At 38.5% G+C, this 18037-nt stretch carries 19 protein-coding genes; 10 read left to right on the forward strand and 9 right to left on the reverse strand.

All coding sequences use genetic code 11. The annotated features are described in order from the left end of the window. Positions 1 to 60 precede the first annotated feature (60 nt). The 7 genes from J2756_RS03440 to glmS all read right to left on the reverse strand — a co-directional run bounded on the left by J2756_RS03440 (position 61) and on the right by glmS (position 8531). Positions 61 to 2583, reverse strand: coding sequence for a DUF5814 domain-containing protein (locus J2756_RS03440; RefSeq protein WP_209582619.1), 2523 nt, complete (start codon positions 2581 to 2583; stop codon positions 61 to 63). Positions 2584 to 2748: 165 nt separating this feature from the next. Then, positions 2749 to 4407, reverse strand: a complete 1659-nt coding sequence (locus J2756_RS03445) for an AMP-binding protein (protein ID WP_209582621.1) — start codon at positions 4405 to 4407, stop codon at positions 2749 to 2751. A 64-nt stretch (positions 4408 to 4471) separates the two neighbouring features. Then, on the reverse strand, positions 4472 to 4924 hold the full coding sequence (locus J2756_RS03450; RefSeq protein ID WP_209582623.1) for an acyl-CoA thioesterase: 453 nt from the start codon (positions 4922 to 4924) through the stop codon (positions 4472 to 4474). Between the two features lie 100 nt (positions 4925 to 5024). Further along, positions 5025 to 5201: a hypothetical protein gene (locus J2756_RS03455; RefSeq protein WP_209582625.1), complete on the reverse strand. Its 177-nt coding sequence runs from the start codon at positions 5199 to 5201 to the stop codon at positions 5025 to 5027. 23 nt (positions 5202 to 5224) lie between these two features. Further along, positions 5225 to 5800: a helix-turn-helix domain-containing protein gene (locus J2756_RS03460; protein WP_209582628.1), complete on the reverse strand. Its 576-nt coding sequence runs from the start codon at positions 5798 to 5800 to the stop codon at positions 5225 to 5227. Positions 5801 to 6148: 348 nt separating this feature from the next. After that, positions 6149 to 6430: a hypothetical protein gene (locus J2756_RS03465; protein ID WP_209582630.1), complete on the reverse strand. Its 282-nt coding sequence runs from the start codon at positions 6428 to 6430 to the stop codon at positions 6149 to 6151. 322 nt (positions 6431 to 6752) lie between these two features. Beyond that, the gene (gene glmS, locus J2756_RS03470) at positions 6753 to 8531 is read right to left on the reverse strand and encodes a glutamine--fructose-6-phosphate transaminase (isomerizing) (RefSeq protein WP_209582632.1); all 1779 of its coding nucleotides are present in this window, start codon (positions 8529 to 8531) and stop codon (positions 6753 to 6755) included. A gap of 398 nt (positions 8532 to 8929) precedes the next feature. Here glmS and purC point away from each other — a divergent pair, with 398 nt between their 5' ends. The 8 genes from purC (at position 8930) to J2756_RS03510 (ending at position 15137) form a co-directional block, all read left to right on the forward strand. Then, the gene (gene purC / locus J2756_RS03475; RefSeq protein WP_209582634.1) at positions 8930 to 9676 is read left to right on the forward strand and encodes a phosphoribosylaminoimidazolesuccinocarboxamide synthase; all 747 of its coding nucleotides are present in this window, start codon (positions 8930 to 8932) and stop codon (positions 9674 to 9676) included. Positions 9677 to 9716: 40 nt separating this feature from the next. Further along, positions 9717 to 9971, forward strand: a complete 255-nt coding sequence (purS, locus tag J2756_RS03480; RefSeq protein ID WP_209582635.1) for a phosphoribosylformylglycinamidine synthase subunit PurS — start codon at positions 9717 to 9719, stop codon at positions 9969 to 9971. A gap of 14 nt (positions 9972 to 9985) precedes the next feature. Beyond that, a complete protein-coding gene (gene purQ, locus J2756_RS03485) occupies positions 9986 to 10636 on the forward strand; it encodes a phosphoribosylformylglycinamidine synthase subunit PurQ (RefSeq protein WP_209582637.1) in 651 nt (216 codons plus the stop codon). Between the two features lie 139 nt (positions 10637 to 10775). Further along, positions 10776 to 11480 carry a uroporphyrinogen-III C-methyltransferase gene (gene cobA / locus J2756_RS03490; RefSeq protein ID WP_209582639.1) on the forward strand — a complete coding sequence of 235 codons (705 nt, stop codon included), beginning with the start codon at positions 10776 to 10778 and terminating at the stop codon, positions 11478 to 11480. Further along, on the forward strand, positions 11477 to 12262 hold the full coding sequence (locus J2756_RS03495) for a uroporphyrinogen-III synthase (RefSeq protein ID WP_209582641.1): 786 nt from the start codon (positions 11477 to 11479) through the stop codon (positions 12260 to 12262). The genes cobA and J2756_RS03495 overlap by 4 nt, the downstream gene beginning before the upstream one ends. A gap of 92 nt (positions 12263 to 12354) precedes the next feature. After that, a complete protein-coding gene (locus J2756_RS03500; protein ID WP_209582643.1) occupies positions 12355 to 12627 on the forward strand; it encodes a signal recognition particle protein Srp19 in 273 nt (90 codons plus the stop codon). 225 nt (positions 12628 to 12852) lie between these two features. After that, a complete protein-coding gene (recJ, locus tag J2756_RS03505) occupies positions 12853 to 14256 on the forward strand; it encodes a single-stranded-DNA-specific exonuclease RecJ (RefSeq protein ID WP_209582645.1) in 1404 nt (467 codons plus the stop codon). Positions 14257 to 14348: 92 nt separating this feature from the next. Next, entirely contained in the window at positions 14349 to 15137 is a 789-nt protein-coding gene (locus tag J2756_RS03510) for a DUF7839 domain-containing protein (protein WP_209582646.1), read from the forward strand. Between the two features lie 97 nt (positions 15138 to 15234). Here the strand turns inward: J2756_RS03510 and J2756_RS03515 are convergent, their stop codons facing one another. After that, positions 15235 to 16128, reverse strand: coding sequence for a pantoate kinase (locus tag J2756_RS03515; protein ID WP_209582648.1), 894 nt, complete (start codon positions 16126 to 16128; stop codon positions 15235 to 15237). A gap of 69 nt (positions 16129 to 16197) precedes the next feature. On the opposite strand from J2756_RS03515, the gene J2756_RS03520 reads away from it, so the two are divergent. Together J2756_RS03520 and J2756_RS03525 are read left to right on the forward strand one after the other, a co-directional pair. Then, positions 16198 to 16863: a histidinol phosphate phosphatase domain-containing protein gene (locus J2756_RS03520; RefSeq protein WP_209583190.1), complete on the forward strand. Its 666-nt coding sequence runs from the start codon at positions 16198 to 16200 to the stop codon at positions 16861 to 16863. Between the two features lie 228 nt (positions 16864 to 17091). Next, positions 17092 to 17244: a hypothetical protein gene (locus J2756_RS03525; protein WP_209582650.1), complete on the forward strand. Its 153-nt coding sequence runs from the start codon at positions 17092 to 17094 to the stop codon at positions 17242 to 17244. A gap of 79 nt (positions 17245 to 17323) precedes the next feature. On the opposite strand, the gene J2756_RS03530 is transcribed toward J2756_RS03525, so the two are convergent. Next, a complete protein-coding gene (locus tag J2756_RS03530; RefSeq protein WP_209582651.1) occupies positions 17324 to 17977 on the reverse strand; it encodes a 2,5-diamino-6-(ribosylamino)-4(3H)-pyrimidinone 5'-phosphate reductase in 654 nt (217 codons plus the stop codon). Positions 17978 to 18037: the final 60 nt, after the last annotated feature.

The following is an 18037-nucleotide window of genomic DNA, read 5'->3' on the forward strand; positions in this document are numbered from 1 at the left end:
ATAATTGAGGAAATAATAATTGAGGAAAACATTAGTCCAACGGATCGTTACAAACCATGATTAACCACTCTCAATCTGTTTAATCAACCTTGAACATTCCCTAACAACATCTTTTTTATCGAAAGCCCCTGCAATTCTTCTGATGGCTTCAATCATTCTTATAACTGCATCAAGCCAGCTGAAAATGTCCCCTGCATATGCCTGGATTCCGTAGTTTCGCATCATCTTCTTGCTTATGTTTGCAGGGTCCTGTTTCATCATACGCTGCTTGAGTATTCTGCGGGAGAGTTCCATCTGGAAACAGTCACAGAATGGCCTATCCTTACATTTGCATGATAAAAATTCTATCTGAAGGTTTATGAGTGTTTCCTGAATGTTGGGTTCAAGTTTGGAGATTGCATCCCCTGATGAGAGTATGTCCAGTGTTGAATCTGCAAAGAGACGTGTGGACATGTTTATTTTAAGAACCTTGGATAATCTCTGACTTATCCTGTTTGAGAGGTATGCACTTTCAAAAGGCTCCAGAAACACTGCTATGTCAAGGGGTTTAACCTTCTTACCATGTATCCTCTTTCTGATGTAATCTGCATCATCATGATTCAGGAAGGATGTGGAAACTGCCCTTCCATAACGCGTTGGAAGCAGTTTTTCCTCTCCATTTTTGTTTTTAACTTCCCTTATGAATTTATGGTGTATCAGAGTGTTGTAGGTTTCATCAAAGCCCAGCGGAAGTTCTTCTTCCATGTAAGCTGCTTCCATTCCCTCAAGATCATCAACACGGCCTGCACAAACATCTGCAAGGAACTGTTCCACAACATCATCCTCGGAGTAGGTCACATCTATGCGTTCCACATCACTTTCAAGGAGGGCTACAGCCATCATATCCTCAGACTGGTCATCGTAGCTGCGCCCTACTTCAGGTATAAGGTAAACCCTTCCAATATCATGGTAGGATGGTCTTCCTGCCCTTCCAAGCATCTGTGAAAACTCGTTGGGTGTGAGCCATTTGTTTCCCATGGTCAGGGTTTCAAAGATAACCTGGGACGCTGGGAAATCAACCCCTGCAGCCAGTGCAGCTGTTGTAACCACCGCTGAAATTTTCTGCTTTAAAAACTCCTTTTCTATCCTGCTCTTCTTGGAATATGATAATCCTGCATGGTACGCTTCAGCGTTAACACCCCTTTTTGAGAGGTAATCTGCTATTGAATGTGTTTTCCTACGTGAATTGGTGAATATGATGGTCTGACCTTTAAAACCCTTCTTTGAAACGTTTTTATATTCGTTTCGTGACAGACGTGCCATTATGTCTTCTTTATCGTACTCTGACTTTGCAAATACAAGGTGGCGTTCCAGGGGAACTGGACGGTTTTTGTACTCCACCATCTTCATTCCAAATTCATTTGCTATTTCCTCAGAGTTCTGGACAGTTGCAGAAAGCCCGATTATCTGAAGATCAGGAAAGAGTGCCTTCAAACGTTTTATAAGGCCGTTTAAGCGTGGACCTCGTTCTTCATCGTCCAGCATGTGTATTTCATCCACAACCACAGTTCCAAGGTCTCCCAGTGTATGTGCCTTTCCAGCACGCAGAAGATAGTCCAAACCCTCATATGTTCCAACCACAATATCGGAAGCCTCAACATCATCATCAACTATTGAAAGCTCACCTTTAGCCTTTATTCGACTCATTCCAACTCTTATTGATACATCTAATCCCATTTTATTGTATTTTTTCTTGAAATCCCTGTACTTCTGGTTTGCAAGGGCCACAAGTGGTGTTAAGAACATGAATTTCTTCCCATTCAATGTTCTGGGTATTCCTGCAAGTTCTCCTATGAGGGTTTTACCGCTTGCAGTTGCGGACACAACTAAGAGATTCTCCCCCTCAAGAAGTCCGTTCTGAACTGCCAGGGTCTGAACTGGGAGTAAATGTTTGCCGTGTGACTTTAAAACCCTTTTAAATTCATTTGGAAGTTTCAGTTCATCCATGGACATCTTTGGAATGCCATCATCACTTCCCCTCTTTATTCTATCGTAGAGGGTGAGATCAGGGTTTTTCACAGGGTTGAAGTTGGGGTTTAGAACGCTCAGAACCTTGTTAAGGTCCCCAGTCTTTTCAAGCATTCTCTGGAAGTTTCTGAAGGTGCTCATGTCAAAACCCCTGGCTTTCAACTCCCTTTTTATCTCCTCCTCAGCACACAACTTGCAGATGTACTCATTGTGGTAGATGTAGGAGGATTCTTTTCTTAGAAGCGTTATGTATCCTTCAAAGGTGCAGTGTCTGCACATTCTGGTTCTCTTAAATGGTATGTTTAAGGATTCTAGCATTTCCTCTGTTTCTTCATCCTTCCCTATGATGTAGACGTTCTGTTTCCTGAGGATCTTGATAGCCTCGCTTGGAGGGAACAGGTTCTCAGTTTCAGGGTCCTTTTTAACTATGAACTTCTGCGGCCTTACCTGGTCTCCATTTCTTCCCAGTTTAAGATATCCATAGAAGATAGGTTGTCTCCTACTGTTAACAGCACCCTTAGCACTGCCTATTGGAAATAGTTCCAGAATCTTCTTATTTTTTCTTAAAATTATCATTTAAATCTTTTGAATCCTTTCATAATAAAAAAAATCATCAATATTCTTATGTTTTATAGTTTTTAAATAAATTGCAGCAGTTCAAATCTAAAATTATTAAATTTCTTTCTTAAATAAAAAATTTTTATGATAAAAAAAGTGAGAAGAAAAAAATGAAAATTGAGTTTAAAGTCCCTCTTCCTCTTTCTTTCTCTTCTCTAACAGTTCTATTCCCTGTTCCTTGAGTTTGAACTTCTGGATCTTACCACTGTGGGTTAAGGGAAATTCATCAACGATAAAAACATACTTTGGAACTTTGTAACGTGCTATTTCCTTCATGGAGTAGTCCCTGACATCCTCTTCTGTTATGTCAGCCCCCTCTTCAGGTATGACGAATGCTCCAACTATTTCACCGTACTTCTCATTGGGTATTCCTACAACCTGCACGTCCCTGATTTCAGGCATGGTGTAAAGGAACTCCTCGATCTCACGGGGGTAGATGTTCTCCCCACCACGAATTATCATATCCTTTATCCTTCCAACTATGGTGTAATAACCGTTTTCATCCTCAGTTGCAATATCTCCACTGTGAAGCCATCCCTCTGCATCTATAACTTCCCTGGTTTTTTCAGGCATTTTATAGTAGCCCTTCATTACGTTGTAGCCTCTGCAGCAGATCTCTCCAGGTTCACCCACCTCAACAGTTTCTCCAGTTTCCATGTCCACGATCTTAACTTCACAGTTCTCCATCTTCCGACCTACAGTGGTGACTCTAAGTTCCACTGGATCATCTATACTGGTCTGGGTGAATCCAGGGGAAGCTTCAGTTAAACCGTAAACACTTGTGATACCTGTCATGTGCATGTCCTTTATAACCTTCTTCATTGCCTCAACTGGGCAGAGTGATCCTGCCATTATACCTGTTCTGAGGCTTGTAAGATCAAACATGTCAAACATCGGATGTGTGTACTCTGCTATGAACATGGTGGGAACACCGTAAAGTGCTGTACATCTTTCTTTATGAACCGCTGCAAGTGCTAGGAGGGGATCGAATACTTCAAGCATTACAAGTGTTCCTCCGTGTGTTAAAAGTGCCATAACACCTAGGACTATTCCAAAACAGTGAAACAATGGCACTGGTAGGCAGAGTCTCTCCTCTTCTGTGAAGTTCTGTCTGTCACCTATGTAAAATCCGTTGTTTAAGATGTTCCTGTGGGTGAGCATGACTCCCTTAGGGAAACCAGTTGTTCCTGAGGTGTACTGCATGTTAACAACATCGTTGTTTGTAACACTGCTTTTAACCCTCTCAAATTCTTCTTCAGAGCCGTGTTTCCCTAGAAGCATTAATTCATGGGTGTTGTACATTCCCCTGTGTTTTTCAGGGCCTATATATATGACGTTTTCAAGGTAGGGGAAGTCTTTGCTTTTGAGTTTACCCCTCTCCTGGGTTTTGAGTTCCGGTACAAGTTCGTAGATGATGTTCAGATAATCCACATCCCTGAATCCTTCTATGAGAGCTAGAGCTTTCATATCAGATTGTTCAAGTATGTATGCAAGCTCATGGCCTTTGTAGGCAGTGTTAACTGTTACGAGAACTGCACCTATCTTGGCAGTTGCAAACATGAATGTGAGCCAGTCCGGCACGTTTAATGCCCATATACCCACATGATCACCTTTTCCAATACCTATGGACAATAAGCCCTTTGCAAGTAGGTTAACTCTTTCATCAAATTCTTTGTAGGTAAATCTGAGGTCCCTGTCGGGATAAACTATAAAATCTCTTTCAGGACTTTTTTCAACTTGTTTTTCAAAGAACTTGCCTAGGGTATCTTCTGTAAAAAGCATGTACAACCACCGGTTTTTGATTTTATGTCAGTTATGGATATTGTATTTAGTAACACAGTAAATATTATTTATTGTCCATTAAAGCCATTTCCTGACCGTTTGAGGATTCAATTTCAGTTTCAGGTAACATATGCTCTGCAAGCTGTGTTCTGATGGAATCTGGTATTGGAACAGAGGTTTCATTGACGAAGTCGTAATGAACAACCACTGCATTTCCCTTAACCTTGATCCTGCCTTCCTGCCATGCTTCATGGCGTAGTGTGAAGGATGTGTTTCCAATTTTTACCACGTAGGTTCGCAGTTCCACGTCTTTCTCAAAGTACATCTGGCATAGGAAGTCGAAGTCTGTTCTGACCATTATGAGCTTCCAGTTTTCGTAGCTGAGGTCAAGATCTGGTGTGAACATTCTGAATATGGGGTTTCTTGCCTGTTCAAACCATACAGCAAGAACAGTGTTGTTAACATGACGAAGTCCATCTATATCTCCGAATCTTGGTGTTACCGTTGTTTTAAACATTTTAATTCATCTCTAATTATCTATTTTTTTATATAATTCTAGGATTTTGAATTTTTGAGGAAAACCATATCATTTCGGATATATTAGTTATAATTTCCTGTTATTCTTCTAAATCCCCTTTTAAATTATTGTTTTTTTTGAATTTTTTAATATTATGATCATGCACTTGGTATGATCTAGATCTAAATCCAGAATTTAAATTATAATCTGGATTGGTTCTAATTTGGATTTCATTGAATAAAAAAAATATTGAAATGTATTTTATTAATGCATCCATTATCTCTTCATGATTTTGAAGCCCTAAAACGGTGTGTAAACAACTGCAAGTATCTTTGCATCGTCACCATTGGCATGGAGATCATGGGGTACAATTGAATCGTAGTAAATACTGTCCCCTTCACCGACCACATAACTCTCCTGGCCGTAAAGAACCTCTATTTCCCCACTCATCACGTATATGAATTCTTCTCCCTCGTGGGATGCTAATTCATATTCCCCTGTTTTAGGAGGATGTACATCTATTATGAAGGGTTCCATGTGCCTGTCACTTTTACCGTAGGCTAAGGAATAGAAATCAAGGACACTTTCGTCAAGACTCGTATTTTTACCTGAAAAATGGGTCACACTCTTTGAACTTCCTGCTTTAACTACAAAGGGACCTGTTTGAGGTGCATCATCCATGAATGTGCCCAAGCGGACACCAAGAGCCCTTGCAATATTGAGTAGTGGAGTTAATGAGGGTAAACTTGCTCCGTTTTCAAGTTTTTCAATGAGTTCTACACTGCTCTGACTTGCCTCTGCAAGTTCCTCACAGGACATTTCTCTGCCCTCTCTTAACTGACGAATTTTTTCCCCAACTTTGTTCTCATCTGCCATTGCAAATCACCTTTAATTAAAAATATGAAATTTATTGTTGTTAAAATGGATTATAAAGTTTTATAAAACCTTTTTAAGTTTATTTAATCATTTTTATTAGTATCCCAATCTATTGTTATTTTTAGATTTAGTAATTTAATTTTTAACCATTTAAAGTGATGTTAAACAAATAAATCTCTTTATTTTCTACTTATTTTTAAGTGTTTAACTGCACTTCACTGGTCTTAGGACCTTTTCAAACTGTGTTTGAAGTTAAAACACTTAAAAAAAGATATTATAAGTTTTTTAGTTTTTTTAAGATTTTAAACTGAAAATCACTCTTTTATCAAAAAATGGTATGATCCTGATTTAGATGGACGTGTTGTTGGTTTTGACAGTTGTGTTCGTTACATTGGATACTGTTGTGTTGTTCGTTACATTTAAAACCATTTTTTGAATGTAAGCTGGTTTAAATGAAGAATCTCCAATGGTTGATATTTGTTCTGAACCTGTTAAATTAAGATCAGGCATAATACTTGCAACATCAACATCATTTCCAAAACCTACAACATTTACCAATGAGCCAAATCCATAGGCAAACAATGCCACCATCAAAATTATAAAAACTGCCCCAGATTTCTTTGGATTCATTTAAACCTACCTAAACAATTAATTGAAAGATGTTATTTTTTTAAAAGTTTTTTTATTATATTTAAAGGTTTGAATATAATATTATCATTGAATCTATATCTTTTTTATCTTTGTTATGGCTTTAAATTATTATAATTTTTATATGCTTCCCAACATTTAAATGTAACACAAGGGGCTGTTTTCTGAATGGGAGATCTAATGTGGAGATCTGAATAAAAAAAAAGTTTGAATTAAAAACCAAAAAAAATGGATTCATAACTTCGATCTATTTAGGGTACATTAAAAAACCGTGCAGATACCAAATCAAATATTTTCCATTTTCTTATTCAACTGTAACACATTTTGCCAAATTTTTTGGTTTATCCGGGTCTATTCCTCTTTCAACACTTATGTGATAGGATAAAAGCTGTAATGGAACAACGTAGACTAATGGAGACAATAATTCATTTAAATCCCCAGAAAACTCTATCATTTCATGTGCTTCTGACTTTAAAACCTCGTCATCAGATGATCCAAGGGCTATGACACTTGCACCTCTTGCTTTTACTTCCTGAAGGTTTCCAAGGGTTTTATCATGACTTCCACCTGGAGGTACAACTGCAACAACAGGTACATCATCATCTATCAATGCAAGTGGTCCATGTTTGAGTTCGCCTGCAGCATAACCTTCTCCATGTATGTATGTTATTTCTTTGAGTTTTAAAGCTCCTTCCATTGCAGTTGGATATGAATAACCCCTTCCTATGAAGAAGAAATCTTCTGCATCCTTGTATTTTTTTGCTATTTCCATTATCTGATCTTCCAGTGCCAGTGCCAGTTTCATGTAGTCAGGCACTCTCTGAATGTCCTTTAAAAGTTTTTCATCCTGGGCCATAGACAGTGCAAGGAGATATATACATGTGAGTTGACTTACGTAGGTTTTTGTTGCTGCAACACCAATTTCTGGCCCTGCTCTTGTGTATATAACATGATCAGCTTCTCTTGTGGCTGTGCTTCCAAGTACATTTACAATTGCAAGGGTTTGAGCAGTTTCATTGGCCATTCTCAGGGCTCTTAATGTGTCTGCAGTTTCACCGGACTGGCTTATGAATACTGCAAGGGTTTTCTCATCCAGGGCCCCTGCAGAAAATTCAAATTCTGATGCAAGCACCACATCTGTTGGAATGCCCACAATACCTTCAAATAGATATTTTCCAACGAGTGAAGCATGGTAGGATGTTCCACATGCAACGAAACATATCCTGTTGAACTTTGGAAAGGTATCAACCATTTCTTTTATGTCCTTGAGTTCCATCAGGGTTTTTTTAACGGCTTCAGGCTGTTCATGAATTTCCTTAAGCATGAAATGATCGTAACCACCCTTCTCAGCCATATCTGGCGTCCAATCTACTACATTAATCTCCTTTTCAATTGGGTTGCCATTTATGTCCTTTACAGTTATACCCTCATTTGTTAAAAGGACCATCTCATTATCGTTGAGATACATGACTTTGTTGGTGTGTTTGAGTATTGCAGGTGCATCTGAAGCCAGGAAATACTCATCTTCACCTTTACCCACGATCAATGGACTTTCTTTCCGGACCCCTACGATTTTATCAGGTTCATCCATTGATATAACAGCTATTGCATAGGATCCTTGGATATTCTGGGTTGTAAGGCGTGTTGCTTCCTCTAAATCAGAACCCTCGTTCATATATTTTTCAATGAGATGAGGAATCACTTCTGTGTCTGTCTCTGATTTGAATTTGTGTCCTTCCCTTTGAAGCTGGTCTTTAAGTTCCCTGTAATTCTCTATTATTCCATTGTGAACCACAGCTATCCTGTTTTTGCAGTCTGTGTGTGGGTGGGCGTTTTCCTTTGTTGGAAGGCCATGGGTTGCCCATCTAACATGGGCGATTCCCATTTTTCCAGGAAGGTCTGTTAATTCAAGTTTTTTCTGGACATCATCTATTTTGCCATCATCCTTCTTGATTTCAATGTCCGGGGATGAAGTTGCTATGCCCACTGAGTCGTAACCCCTGTATTCCAACCTTTTAACGCAGGATAAAAGTACTGGGGCCGCATCTTTATCCTTTAGTATACATGCTACAATTCCACACATTTATTTCACCAGTAGGTATTTTTAAATGAAACCCCATCATATATCTTTAAATGAGTTATTATTACTGTTCTACTGTTATTTATAAGATATTTGCAATTTATATTTATAATGTTAGTAATTAGATTTTTATGGGGTTTATTAACCTTGAATTTAATTGAATTTATTCATTAAAATCTTTAGGGATTAGTTATTAGGGATTATGTTCATTTTTAATGAATTTAATGAAATTTTATTTGATGAATTTTTATAATCACGTGTTTATTAAGCACCTGATAATCATCTGATTATAACCTCTTAAATATAATTTATAATAGAAAGTACAATATCTCTAATTGTAATTTATAGGTATATATACATTTGATAAAATAATTATACAAAAAACAAAGAATGGAGTTACCATGAACACGAAGGTTGGAAATCTCATATATAAGGGTAAAGCAAAGGATGTTTATGAAACTGAAGACAACCAAAATGTTATAGTCAAATTCAGAGATGATATAACTGCTGGAGATGGTGCAAAAAAGGAAAGTCTCAGTAAAAAAGGTTTTTACAATTCTATAATATCTTCCAAGTTCTTTGAGGTCCTTGAGGAAGCTGGAGTTAAAACCCAGTACATCAAGCTTCTGGAACCAGGTTACATGCTTTCAAAAAAGCTGGATATGATCCCCCTTGAGGTCATAACAAGGAACCTGGCTGCAGGAAGCCTGCTTAAAAGGTTCCCATTTGAAGAAAAACAGGAATTTGAACCACCAATAATCCAAATGGACTACAAGAATGATGAGTTCCACGATCCCATGCTCAACGATGATATCATAATTGCCCTTGGACTTGCAACTGCAGATGACCTTGAAACCATCAGGGAAATCACCCTTAGAATAAACAGCATCATAAAGAACTTCTTGAAGGATAGGGGAATTCTTTTCCCGGATTTCAAAATTGAATTCGGACGTGATGCCGAGGGGAACATAGTTCTGGGTGATGAGATAAGTCCTGACACATGCAGGTTCTGGGATATGGAAACATGGGATGTTCTGGACAAGGATTTATTCAGAAAAGGTGAATCTGGAGTTATGGATGCTTACATAACTGTTGCATCCCGTATACTGAATGATGAGGATAAAGAGAAGTGGAATCTGGATATTTAACCAGATCCTGTACTTCTTATTGATTGAGAGGATTGATCATATGAAATACAACGCAGAGGTTAAAATAAGTCTTAAAAAGGGTATGTTGAACCCTGAAGCTGCTACAATTCAAAGAGCTCTTGCTCTTCTGGATTACAAGGTTGAAAACACAGACACCATTGAAATAATAAAATTTTCAATTGAAGGTGAAGATGAGGAAACTGCACATAAAAATATAGATGAAATGTGCCAGAGACTTCTCTGTAATCCTGTGATCCATGACTACGAAATAACAATAACTCCAGAAAATGGATAAAAGGAGAATGAAAGATGAAAGTAGGGATTATAAGGTTCCCCGGTTCAAACTGTGATAGGGATGTTTTTCATGCCCTGGAACTTGCAGGTGCGCAGCCTGAATATATCTGGTGGAATCAGAGAGACCTTTCAGACTTTGAGGCCATTGTAATACCAGGTGGTTTCTCATATGGAGATTATTTAAGAGCCGGAGCCATAGCAGGCATAACACCTGTTATTGAGGGGATCAAAGAAGCTGTTAAAGATGACAAACCTGTTCTTGGTATATGCAACGGAGCTCAGATACTTGCAGAGGTTGGTCTTGTGCCTGGAGTTTTCACAGTAAACAAGGACTCCAAATTCATATGTGAATGGGCAGATTTGAAGGTTAGAACAACGAGAACTCCATTTACAAGTATGTACAAGAAGGATGAAATTATAAGAATGCCCATAGCCCATGCTGAAGGTCGTTACTACAACGAGGAGATTGAAAAACTCCACGACAACGACCAGATAGTTCTTTCATTTGAATCTGAAAACCCAAACGGTTCAATGGAAGCCATAACTGGGGTTTGTGATGAAGAAGGTCTTGTATGTGCAGTTATGCCCCATCCAGAAAGGGCTTCAGAGATCATTCTTGGATCAGATGATGGATTGAAGTTCTTCAAGGGAATAGTTAACTATTAAAAGTTAAATATTAAAAACAATCGTTGAATATTTTAATGTGTTTAGTTAACGTGTTTAAAATAAATTCTAATTTGAATGCGTTCTTTGAATGCTTTCTAGATTTAGTCGTAATATTCTAATAAAACTCAAAGGTGAATCCATGGTAGTATATTTAGTGGGTGCTGGACCCGGAGATCCTGAACTTATAACAGTCAAAGCTGTAAATGCACTTAAAAAGGCAGATGTTGTTGTTTATGACCGCCTTGCCAACGAAGAAATACTGAAACATGCCGAGGGTGCAGAATTCATTTACGTTGGTAAAAAGGCCGGAGAACACTACAAAACCCAGGAAGAAATTAACCAGATACTGGTTGATGAAGGTAAAAAACATGACGTGGTTGTGAGGCTTAAAGGTGGAGATCCATTTGTTTTCGGACGTGGTGGCGAGGAGATGCTTGCCCTTCTTGGAGAGGGAATTGGAGTGGAATTCGTACCAGGAGTTACCTCTGCCATAGGTGTTCCAACATCCGCAGGACTTCCTGTCACCCACAGAGGAATTGCAACGTCATTCACAATCGTTACAGGGCATGAAGACCCAACCAAATCCAAAAAACAGGTTAAATGGAACTTCAATGCTGACACCATCATAATCCTCATGGGGATTGGCATGCTTGAGGAGAACCTGAAAGAAATCATGAAGTACAAGGATCCTAAAACACCCGTTTGTGTTATTGAGAAAGGAACACTTTCTGATCAGCGTATAATAACTGGAACACTTGAAGATATAACTAAAAATGATATTAAACCACCAGCCCTTGTAATCGTTGGGCACGTGGTGGATGTATTCAAGAAGGCACGATTATGAAGGGTTTGAAAGGTAAGGTAGTTGCACTGACACGGCCTGCCGAAAGGATGCAGGAAGCTGTGGACATACTTGAAGAAAATGGTGTTGTGCCCCTGGTGGCGCCCACACTGGAACTTCAGATATCAAACACAGATTCACTGATCCAACTGTGCAATATGGCCCCTGAACTGGACTGGTTGATATTCACATCACCAACTGGAATCATCTCAGCCTTCAAACACTGCAAAGACCTTAAAAACCGATTGAACAAAGAATGCCGAATAGCAGTTATCGGGCCCAGAACAGCTAAATTTTTAGATGAAAACGGGCTCAATGCAGATATTGTTCCTAAAGATTACACCGCAGAGGGCCTTCTTGAGATTTTTAAGGATATTGATGTTAATGGGAAGAAAATAGGAATTCCCCGTACAATGGCTGCGCGTGATGTGCTTCCTGAGGGCCTTAAAGATATGGGGGCAGATGTTTCTCTTGCAGAGGCCTACAAATCAGGACTCCCCAAGGATAAAACACAGGTCAACCATCTCATTAAAAGCTTAATAACTGGAGAAGTGGACGCTGTAACCTTCACAAGTACCCTGACAGTGAAGAATTTATTCCAACTTGCAGAGGAAACAGGTGCAAAAGAGGATATTGTGAAATCCATGAAAGATGGAGTTAAGGTTGCTGCAATAGGCCCTGTAACAGCTAAACCTCTTGAAGCTGAGAATATTCCTGTTTTAATACCCGAAGAGTACACAGTTGAAGCCATGCTTCAGAAACTGTTTGAAGATATGGTTGAATAGTTTAAAAACTCAGGGCCATTCCATTGGCTATTGAATTTAATTAGAATAAATTGAATGATTTTATAAAATGATTTAAAAGGTGGGTGAAGGTAATGAAAGCAGTTATATGGCCTGTTTACATTGATTCAACAAAAACGAAGGGTGAAGGACGGAGGGTTCCGCGGGATCATGCAGTGAAATCTCCAAAACTCAGGGAGATCTCCAATGCTGCTGCAAAAATTGGTTTGAACCCTGCGATTGAAAAGGGGAAATCATATCCAAAATCATGGTGGGAAGTTTCAGGAAGGGTTTTGGTTGATAAAAACCTGCCAAAAGGGGAAATCCTAATTAGGATAAGTAAAATGATAAAGGCTTCACGAAAGTAATCCCAAAATTATTTACACTCCTTTTTACCAAAACCACCATAATATAATTTTTATTTAAGTTTTTATAGTTCTTATTTTTATAAGGAGTATTTTAATTCCCATAAGATTGGTGAATTAATAGATCAGATTTATATGGATTGATGAGTTTTCTTAAAAGTCTAAAAATCGTTAGATTTATTATTAATTTACACTTACATTATACTAGATACTATGGAGTTCACATCAATGATCAACGCTCAGAGAAATTCAATGGATAGAAGATTTTCAAAGGCTCATGAAATGGTTGAGAATGCAGAGGATATTAAGATATACACCCATATAGACTGTGATGGTGTAACAGCGGGAGCTGTGCTTTCATCAACACTTGATAAGCTTGGGAAGGATCATGAAGTTGAATTTATAAGTCTGGATAAAATGGATGACCTTGAAGTAGAGAATGAACTTACAATTTTCTCTGATCTGGGTTCTGGACAGTGCATGGACAAGTTCTGCACATCAAATTCCAAAACCCTGATTTTAGACCATCACACACCCCTCAGAAAACCGGGAGATAGTGTTGATAATGGTTTTCTTGAAATAAACCCCCATTTCTACAAAATGGATGGATCCTATGAAATTTCAGGGGGAGGTATGACTTACCTCCTTGCTAAAACCTTTGGATTCCATGAGTTAAGTTGGATGGGTGTTTTAAGTGCTGTTGGAGATATGCAGAACAGTTTAACAGGCAAAATGGAGGGTTTAAATCGGGAGATACTTGCAGAAAGTGTTGAACAAAATCTTGTAGAGTCAACGAATGACCTCGCTCTATACGGTAGGCAAACAAGACCACTTTTTATTGCCTTATCATACTTTGGAGATGTGAACCTGCCCATAACCAACAACAAAACTGAATGTCTCTTTTTACTTGAAAATCTGGGTATTCCAACAAAAAATGGTAAAAAGTACAGGACTTTATGTGATCTGAGTACTGAAGAGAAAAGTAAACTGTTTTCAGAGTTAGTTAGAATGCTGAGCAGGGAAGTTCCATCGAAGTACGTAAAATACGTTCCAAAACTGATTTCAGGAGATTCTTACGACTTTTTAAATGAGGAGGAATATTCTCCACTGCGTGATGCAAGTGAGTTTTCAACTTCTGTGAATGCCTGCAGCCGCCATAAAAAGCATGATGTTGCCCTTAGAGTTTTGAAGGGAGATAGAGGTATGGCGCTGGATGATATGGATGATCTTGCACTGGAGCACCGAAGGTACCTTGCCCAGAAGATGAGCTGGGTTCAGGAGGAAGATCGGATCATCTCCATGAGTAATCTGCAGTACTTCAATGGTAGTGAAATAAAGAGCGAAGTTGTGGGAACCATAACTGGGATGATCCTGAGTTATGGGGATTGGAAAAAACCAATAATAGGTTTTACAGAAATTGGAGATGGAAAAGAGGGTTTAAAAGTTTCACTGCGATGTTCACGTCTTCTTGCTTACAACGGAATACACTTCGGTAATTTAATAAGGAAGGTTGCCCAGAAAGTTGGAGGTACTGGAGGGGGGCATTCAGTTGCCTGCGGAGCTTACATACCCCATGGAAGTGCAGATAAATTCCTTGAAATCTTCAATGAAAGTTTAAATGGAATGATTTAAAGAAGTTATAATAATGAAAAAGTTGAGTTTGAATGAATTGAACCTCAAGCTCAATGAATTGAAATTATGTTAAAACTGGTTGGATGAGTAATATGAAGGTGTTCAAGAAAAAGGGAGAATTAACAAGGTTTCAGATACTTGCAGAGATAGCAAGGGGACAACCACATCTTAGGCAAAAGGACATAGCAGAAAAACTTGGAATAACAGTTCAAGCTGTGTCTGAGAACATCAAAAATCTTGTGGATGAGGGATACGTTGAAACCGGGCTTGGCAGTGCCAAGTACAAGATCACGAAGCGTGGTATTGAAAAGGTTAAGGGTGAAGCCTCAAACCTCAAAAAGTATGCAGACAATGTTCTTGAAACTATGAACGCCTACAAATCTGTTTGGCCAGCAATAGCCAGAGAACCAATGAGATCAGGCGATAAAATATGGCTTGAGATGGATAAAGGTACACTCTACGCAACGAAGAAAAAAACCCCAGCTTACGCTGAAGTTTTAAATGACGCGAAAAAAGGAGAAGATGTGGCATTGGTCAGACTTGGAGGTACCATTGAGTTAAAACTTGGAACTGTAACCATAATCAGACTTCCAACCATAAATCAGGGCGGATCAAGATCCTGCAACCTTGAAAGGGTGCTTGAGATATATGATACTGGATTTGACAAGATCGGTGCCATGGGAACAATTTCCAGGGCTGTTGCAGATAAATTAGAAATTGCAATTGATTTTGAATTTGCAACACCCCAAGCCACTGTGGCTGCAGCAAAAAGAGGCCTTAACGTGATGGTTTTTGCAGTTGGAAAAATGACAAAAAGTATAACACGCAGACTCAATTCAGAAGGAATAATTTACACCATAGAAGATGTTTTAAAGGATTGAAATTAATTAAAACCTGAAAAAACTCTTTTTTTTCTAAATCTTTTCATTTCACTTTATTAAAACAACTTGTTCCTTAAATAGGAATTCTATCCTTTTTTTACAAAAATCTGCACCCACATGTATCGATCTTGGAAACTATTGCACCTTCAACACTTGTATCTGGACTCTTAGAAATTGCAAAGGCTGTTTTTCCAAGCATGGCCATTGAGGCCCCCATTGTTTCATCTTCAAGAACTTGAACAAGTTCCAAAACTTCAGGATCCATGAGTGATGTTTCCTCTGAGAACTTTCTCGAGAGTTTCATGAACATTTGTGGATCTGGATTTTCTAAAAGTTTTGAAAGCAGATCCCTTCCTGTTTGATTTATTTTTGCTTTGTAACCTGGATCTCCTATTATGCTTGAAGTTTCAATCTCCCCCAGGGTTTTAGATATAACGAAAAGGTCTTCTCCACTTCCATTTCCATTCAATATCAGTTTATCAACTGCCCCCACTCCAGGAGCTCCTTCCTTAACCCGTAGTGTAATTCCTCCACAAACCTCTGCTATAACATCTCCGAGTCCACTTTGCATTTTAATTTCTGCAAGATGAGCTATTGCTGCAGCATTATTAAAGGTTAATGGAAGACCGAGTCTCTTTGAGATCCCCAGTGAAGCTCCAAGGGCGCATCCAGCAGATGTTCCGAAGCCTGCCCCAACAGGAACTTGCAGTTCATGGTTTATGTTTATTTCTTTATCTTTTAAGTATTCACTTAATTTAAACTCTTTCTTTATTAAATCAATGGTTTTATATGTTATAGATGTGTTACGAACATCATATTTTCCGTTTATTTTGACAGAAACTCCGTTTCCATCTTTTATCTCCACATGAGTGGTTACACCATGGTCAATGGCAACACCTGCACCCTTTGATCCTTTCTTCAGAGGGTTTGAGTTGTGGAGTATTTCAAAAAAGCCTGTTATATGGGCTGGGGCGAAAATGGAAGATTTCATGATTATCACTATATTTTAATATGCTGGATAACAATAAATAATCTATCAAAAAAAAAGGGGGATTCCACTATAAACAAGAGAATTGATCTCCATACCCACAGCATATTCAGTGATGGTGAGCTTTTACCATCAGAGATAGCAAGAAGAGCAAGTGTACTGAACCACAGGGCTGTTGCAATAACTGATCATGTTGATGCATCCAACATAGACTGTGTTGGGAGGATAATAAATGCTGTTTTGGATATAAGGGAAAACTGGGACATAGAGATTATTCCCGGAGCTGAAATAACACATGCTCCAGCTGAAATTATTGAAAAACTCGCAAATCAAGCCAAAAATCTTGGAGCCGAGATTGTGGTTGTTCATGGTGAGACCATAGTTGAACCTGTGATTGAGGGCACCAACTGGAATGCAGTTAACTGTCCCGAAGTTGATATTTTAGCACATCCAGGACTTATAACCCTTGAAGAAGCTGAAATTGCCAAAGAAAATGATATAGCTCTTGAAATTAGTGCCAGAAGAGGCCATTGCCTTGGAAATGGACATGTTGCAAGTGTTGCACTTGAAGTTGGAGCCAAACTCGTTGTGGACACTGATACACACGCCCCTGAAGACCTTATATCCTATGATATGGCATATAAAATTGCTTCAGGTGCAGGATTACCTGAAAAAGAGATTGAAAAGGTTTTGAAGGACAATCCTGAGAATATATTGAAGAGTAAGGGAATAATTTAGTTAAAATTAGGGATCAATTACAGTACCTTACAAGATTTTAATATTATAACTAAAATAAATTTCATATTTTTCACATTATAACCTATTGATATCTTTTTTTTGATTTTTTTCATCTACCCAGCTGCCAAACACAGTTTTGCCACTTTTTCATGGAAAAGTTTAATAAGTTTATAAAACAAGTGGATAGTACCTATAAACTAATTTAAATAGATTGTGGTGGTTTTTGATATGAAAGAGAAAATAATGGGAATATGTTACATCATTGTAGCTGCCTTAATAATTGTTGTCAAGTACACCGTACCCAGCTTCTTCAATGTGCTTATATGGCTCGTTACCATTGGTCTGATCCTAAACGGAGTTTATTTACTCATGAAAAAGTAATATGCCTAACAATTTTAAGTTATTTTAATTAATTTTTTATTTTAAACATCATTTAAATCTTTTAAAAAGATTAGGGGCTTTAGTCGTGCACAACATGGTACTCCACCACCAGATCTTTCCCTAAACTGTAACTCTTTTTAAATTCTAAGTTAACTGCATCTTTCATGTGATCTACGCCATCACCATCAACCAGTGTCTTTGCATCCACACCTCCAGCTATCATTGGAGCTATACATACCCTGATTTCATCCACAAGCCCCTGGATGAGCATTGAATAGTTGAGGGTTGAACCTCCCTCCAGCATCAAGGTTTTCACTCCCCTCTCATGAAGTTCTGCCATGAGGCATTGAAGATCAACACGTTTATCCCCACAGGACACAACATCCACATTTTCTTTAAGTGCTTCAACATTTTTGGGGTCTGCAGATTCTGAAACTGCGATTAGTGTGGGTGCATCATCCTTGAGAACTCTGAAATCTATGGGTGTTCTTGCCCTACTGTCAACAACCACTCTTAAAGGATTATCTGATGGTTTTGAGGGTATTTTATGCACAGTTAAACGTGGATCATCTGCAAGAACCGTGTTTATTCCCACCATTATTGCATCAACTTTCTTCCGAATTCTGTGAACTCTTATAAGGTCTTCATGACCTGAAATTTCAGAACTGCCTGTTCTGGTTGCTATCTTACCGTCAAGGGTCATTGCAGAGTTTAATATCACGTATGGTCTCAATTCATCACTCTCAGAATTACTGGATTATCTGGAATTATTTTATTTAAACTACTCCTCTGA

This window comes from Methanobacterium aggregans (assembly GCF_017874455.1).
Classification (GTDB): Archaea; Methanobacteriota; Methanobacteria; order Methanobacteriales; family Methanobacteriaceae; genus Methanobacterium_C; species Methanobacterium_C aggregans.

Coding starts and splice junctions, on each gene's coding strand:
- glmS (WP_209582632.1), bottom strand. CDS start 8,531: ATGTGTGGAATTGTAGCATGTATACTAAAGGATAAAGATGCGGCCCCA.
- purQ (WP_209582637.1), top strand. CDS start 9,986: ATGAAAGTAGGGATTATAAGGTTCCCCGGTTCAAACTGTGATAGGGAT.
- cobA (WP_209582639.1), top strand. CDS start 10,776: ATGGTAGTATATTTAGTGGGTGCTGGACCCGGAGATCCTGAACTTATA.
- J2756_RS03525 (WP_209582650.1), top strand. CDS start 17,092: ATGAAAGAGAAAATAATGGGAATATGTTACATCATTGTAGCTGCCTTA.
- J2756_RS03515 (WP_209582648.1), bottom strand. CDS start 16,128: ATGAAATCTTCCATTTTCGCCCCAGCCCATATAACAGGCTTTTTTGAA.
- J2756_RS03445 (WP_209582621.1), bottom strand. CDS start 4,407: ATGCTTTTTACAGAAGATACCCTAGGCAAGTTCTTTGAAAAACAAGTT.
- purC (WP_209582634.1), top strand. CDS start 8,930: ATGAACACGAAGGTTGGAAATCTCATATATAAGGGTAAAGCAAAGGAT.
- J2756_RS03495 (WP_209582641.1), top strand. CDS start 11,477: ATGAAGGGTTTGAAAGGTAAGGTAGTTGCACTGACACGGCCTGCCGAA.
- purS (WP_209582635.1), top strand. CDS start 9,717: ATGAAATACAACGCAGAGGTTAAAATAAGTCTTAAAAAGGGTATGTTG.
- J2756_RS03440 (WP_209582619.1), bottom strand. CDS start 2,583: ATGATAATTTTAAGAAAAAATAAGAAGATTCTGGAACTATTTCCAATA.
- J2756_RS03500 (WP_209582643.1), top strand. CDS start 12,355: ATGAAAGCAGTTATATGGCCTGTTTACATTGATTCAACAAAAACGAAG.
- J2756_RS03465 (WP_209582630.1), bottom strand. CDS start 6,430: ATGAATCCAAAGAAATCTGGGGCAGTTTTTATAATTTTGATGGTGGCA.
- J2756_RS03450 (WP_209582623.1), bottom strand. CDS start 4,924: ATGTTTAAAACAACGGTAACACCAAGATTCGGAGATATAGATGGACTT.
- J2756_RS03455 (WP_209582625.1), bottom strand. CDS start 5,201: ATGGATGCATTAATAAAATACATTTCAATATTTTTTTTATTCAATGAA.
- J2756_RS03460 (WP_209582628.1), bottom strand. CDS start 5,800: ATGGCAGATGAGAACAAAGTTGGGGAAAAAATTCGTCAGTTAAGAGAG.
- J2756_RS03510 (WP_209582646.1), top strand. CDS start 14,349: ATGAAGGTGTTCAAGAAAAAGGGAGAATTAACAAGGTTTCAGATACTT.
- recJ (WP_209582645.1), top strand. CDS start 12,853: ATGATCAACGCTCAGAGAAATTCAATGGATAGAAGATTTTCAAAGGCT.